The organism is Pseudomonas sp. UBA6315 (assembly GCF_002438125.1).
Classification (GTDB): Bacteria; Pseudomonadota; Gammaproteobacteria; order Pseudomonadales; family Pseudomonadaceae; genus Aquipseudomonas; species Aquipseudomonas faucium.
On record NZ_DJTF01000047.1, the window covers coordinates 1 to 3,866 of the forward strand.

The 3,866-nt window shown below is 66.8% G+C and carries 3 protein-coding genes; all 3 read right to left on the reverse strand.

Features of this window, described 5'->3' with window-relative positions:
• The coding region (locus B3E94_RS05825; RefSeq protein ID WP_286912687.1) for an NADH-quinone oxidoreductase subunit H at window positions 1–469 on the reverse strand (469 nt) is incomplete at its 3' end.
• Window positions 466–3,180, reverse strand: a complete 2,715-nt coding sequence (gene nuoG, locus B3E94_RS05830) for an NADH-quinone oxidoreductase subunit NuoG (protein ID WP_286912688.1) — start codon at window positions 3,178–3,180, stop codon at window positions 466–468. The genes B3E94_RS05825 and nuoG, both read right to left, overlap by 4 nt.
• Window positions 3,181–3,311: 131 nt before the next feature.
• Window positions 3,312–3,866 (reverse strand): NADH-ubiquinone oxidoreductase-F iron-sulfur binding region domain-containing protein (locus tag B3E94_RS05835; RefSeq protein WP_286912689.1); only part of this gene is annotated, 555 nt, incomplete at its 5' end.

Consider the following 3,866-nt stretch of genomic DNA (forward strand, 5'->3'; position numbering starts at 1 on the left):
CGTACGACACGGTCTGTGCCGAAGCGCGCAAGCTGCCCAGAAGGGCGTACTTGTTGTTCGACGACCAGCCGGCGAAGAGCACGGCGTAGACCGACAGGCCGGCCATGGCGAAGAAGAACAGCAGGCCGATGTTCAGGTCGGCGACGCCCCAGGTCGGGGTGATCGGGATGACCACGAAGGCGATCAGCAGGGCGCTCATGGCCACCACTGGCGCCAGGGTGAAGATCACGCGGTCGACGAAGGGCGGGTTCCAGTCTTCCTTGAAGAACATCTTCAGCATGTCGGCAGCGATCTGGAACATGCCGAACGGGCCTACGCGGTTCGGGCCGTAACGGTCCTGCCACCAGCCCAGCAGGCGGCGCTCGACGAAGCTGAGCAGCGCGCCGCAGACCACCACCGCGAGCAGGACCACGATGGCCCGCAGCACGGTGAGGATCACATCGATCACTTCGGGGGTGAACCAGCTCATTGTGCTGCCTCCTGCAGACCTTCGACGGATGCACCGAAGATGGCAGGCGGAATGCCGGCCAGGCCTTTGGGCAACGCAACCAGGCCAGCGCCCAGTTCTTCATTGATACGCAGCGGCAGGCGCAGCGAAACGCCGGCGACGTTCAGGCTCAGCAGGGCACCCTCGTTGACGCCCAGGCGGTCGGCTTCGGACTTGGCCAGGGCCACGTAGGCAGCCGGGATGCGCTCTTGCACCGGGGCGGCACGCGAGGAGCTTTCTTCGCTGCCGAACAGGTGGAAGAACGGTACCGCGGTCCAGGTGCCACGGGCCGGGTTGAAGGCGCCCGGGATGGCGTTGAACCAGTTCAGGCGGTCGCCCTGCGATTCGATCAGGCGCACGCCCGGGTCACCGGCGCGCAGGTGGCCACCGACTTCGTCCTGGAACTTGTTCCAGGCCTGCGGCGAGTTCCAGCCCGGCGACCAGGCGAACGGCACCTGCTGGCGCGGCTCGGCGGAGCCCGAGTAGCCTTCCATGGAGAAGGCGAACGCGGTGTCCTTGTCTTGCGGGGTGCGCGGCTCGTGCACGCTGATGTTGGCGCGCATGGCGGTACGGCCGGAGTAGCGCAGCGGCTCACGGGCAAGCTTCATGCCCTTGATGCGGAATGCGGCGCTTGGCGCTGCGTTGACGATGCCGGCCAGTTGCGGGGCGGCTTCGGCGCAGGCGCTGGTGACGTGGTCCAGCTGGGTCCAGTCGACCGGCTTGTTCAGCAGGGTGGCACGCAGGGCGTGCATCCAGCGCCAGCCTTCGTGGATCTGGATGCTGCTGTCCAGGTACTGCGGGTCGAACACCTGGAAGAAGCGCTGGGCACGGCCTTCCTGGCTGACCAGGGTACCGTCGCCTTCGGCGAAGGAGGCGGCCGGGAGCACCAGGTGGGCGCGGTCCAGGGTGGCGGTCTTGGAGTGGTCGGCGACGATCACCACCTTGGCCGCGGCCAGGGCTGCGTCGACCTTGGCGGCCGGTACGCGGGCGTACAGGTCGTTTTCCAGTACCACGATGGCGTCGGCCTTGCCGCTGATGACCGCGTCCAGCGCGGCATCGACGGACTCGCCGCCGAGCATCGCCATGCCCAGGCTGTTGGCCTCAGGCACGACCAGGCTCAGCGAGCCGTTCTTCTCGCGCAGCTTCAGGGCCTTGGCGATGTTGGCGGCCGCTTCGATCAGCGCCGGGTCGGCCAGCGAGGTGCCGGCAACGACCAGCGGGCGCTTGGCGGCAACCAGGGCATCGGCGATGCGCTGGGCCAGGGCTTGCGCTTCCTGGTCCAGGCCGGCGACTGCTGGGGCGCTCGGGTCGATGGCGTGGGCCACGGCGAAGCCGATGCGGGCCAGGTCGGCCGGGGAGGCGTGCACGCACTCTTCGGCGACGTCGTCGAGCTTGGTTTCAGCCAGGGAAGCGATGAACAGCGGGTACAGCGCGTGCTGGCCGATGTTCTTCACCGCGGCGTCGAGCCACGGCTGCACTTTCATCGATTCGGCCATGGCCTCGGCCTTGCCCTTGGTGGCCTGGCGCACGGCCAGGGCGACGCGGGCAGCGGTCTGGGTCAGGTCTTCGCCGAGCACGAACACGGCGTCGTGGTCTTCGATGTCGCGCAGGGTCGGCACCGGCAGCGGGCTGTTGTTCAGCACGTTCAGGGCCAGGCGCACGCGGGCCAGTTCGCCGGCTTCGATACCCGAGTAGAAGTACTCGGCACCGACCAGCTCACGCAGGCCGTAGTTGCTCTCAAGGCTGGCGCGTGGCGAGCCGATACCGACGATGGTGCGGCCGCGCAGCAGGTCGGCGGCCTTGTCCAGGGCGGCGTCCAGGCCCAGCTTGGTGCCATCGGCGAGGAACGGCTGGCGCGGGCGGTCGGTGCGGTTGACGTAGCCATAGCCGAAGCGGCCGCGGTCGCACAGGAAGTACTGGTTGACCGAGCCGTTGAAGCGGTTCTCGATGCGGCGCAGTTCGCCGTAGCGCTCGCCCGGGCTGATGTTGCAGCCGCTGGAGCAGCCGTGGCAGATGCTCGGGGCGAACTGCATGTCCCACTTGCGGTTGTAGCGCTCGGAGTGGGTCTTGTCGGTGAACACACCGGTCGGGCAGACCTCGGTCAGGTTGCCGGAGAATTCGCTTTCCAGCACGCCGTCTTCAACGCGGCCGAAGTACACGTTGTCGTGGGCGCCGTAGACGCCCAGGTCGGTACCACCGGCATAGTCCTTGTAGTAGCGCACGCAGCGGTAGCAGGCGATGCAGCGGTTCATCTCGTGGGCGATGAACGGGCCGAGGTCCTGGTTCTGGTGGGTACGCTTGGTGAAACGGTAGCGGCGCTCGTTGTGGCCGGTCATTACCGTCATGTCCTGCAGGTGGCAGTGACCGCCTTCCTCGCACACCGGGCAGTCGTGCGGGTGGTTGGTCATCAGCCATTCGACGACGCTGGCGCGAAACGCCTTGGACTCGTCATCGTCGATGGAAATCCAGGTGCCGTCGGAGGCAGGGGTCATGCAGGACATGACGATACGACCACGGGTGTCGTTTTCGTCGGTGTACTGCTTGACCGCACACTGGCGGCAGGCGCCAACGCTACCGAGCGCCGGGTGCCAGCAGAAATAGGGGATGTCGAGGCCGAGCGACAGACACGCCTGTAACAGGTTGTCTGCACCGTTGACTTCGAGCGCTTTGCCGTCTACGTGGATAGTGGCCATTGTTCAAAGTTCTTCGTTGGCCCGCGTGAGCGGGCGTGGCTAATGGAAATCGGTGTGCCTGCGGCTCGCCTCGATCACTCGGGCCAGCCTGCAGGCTGACGGGTGGCACGGACCACCCGTGTTTCATCTTGTTATGCGCCGACCACGATCGGTTTCGCCAGGTTCGGGCGCAGGGTGCCAGCGCTTTCAGGCGCCACACCGGCCTCGAACTCCGAGCGGAAGTATTTGATGGCACTGCCCAATGGCTCGACGGCACCCGGTGCGTGAGCACAGAAGGTACGGCCTGGGCCGAGGAAGTTGACCAGACCCAGCAGGGTCTCGATGTCTTCGGCGCGGCCCTGGCCTTTCTCCAGCGCGCGCAGCATCTTCACGCTCCACGGCAGGCCGTCACGGCAGGGGGTGCACCAGCCGCACGATTCGCGGGCGAAGAACTCTTCCATGTTGCGCAGCAGCGAGACCATGTTGACGCTGTCGTCGACCGCCATGGCCAGGCCCGTACCCATACGGGTGCCGACCTTGGCGATGCCACCGGCGTACATCTGCGCGTCGAGGTGCTCGGGCAGCAGGAAGCCGGTACCGGCGCCGCCTGGCTGCCAGCACTTGAGCTTGAAGCCATCGCGCATGCCGCCGGCGTAGTCTTCGAACAGCTCGCGGGCGGTGACGCCGAACGGCAGTTCCCACAGGCC

Excerpts from the sequence above, each read along its gene's own strand:
- nuoG (WP_286912688.1), bottom strand. The coding sequence starts at position 3,180 with ATGGCCACTATCCACGTAGACGGCAAAGCGCTCGAAGTCAACGGTGCA.